Source organism: Streptomyces sp. URMC 126, assembly GCF_051386555.1.
Classification (GTDB): Bacteria; Actinomycetota; Actinomycetes; order Streptomycetales; family Streptomycetaceae; genus Streptomyces.
The window spans coordinates 1-253 of the sequence record NZ_JBPQTX010001098.1 but is presented as its reverse complement, the minus strand read 5'-3'; the positions used below and the strand labels follow the sequence as shown (position 1 = coordinate 253).

Genomic DNA, 253 nt, shown 5'->3' with positions numbered 1-253 from the left:
GTGCCCGAAGAGACGCGGAACACGTTGTTCCGCGTGCTGTTCGAGCGCCGGCCCCAGGTCGCCCTGCGCCTGCTGTACGACGACGTGACCCACCGCTGGGAGCGGGCCGCCGGCCTGCTGGAACACGCCGTGGACGGCGTGGTCGAAGCGCTGGGCACGGACGCGGGGGCCATCCTGCACCACGCGGTCCTGCGGGCGCTGGCGTGCGCGTCACCCGACGGTGTCGCCCCGGCGGCCGTGGACGGCGTACGGA

Annotated in this window: 1 protein-coding gene; it reads left to right on the top strand. The window is 74.7% G+C overall.

The window, feature by feature from the left end; genetic code table 11:
- Positions 1–33 precede the first annotated feature (33 nt).
- On the top strand, positions 34–253 hold a 220-nt coding region (locus ACSNOK_RS35235; protein WP_436784763.1), incomplete at its 3' end, for a hypothetical protein.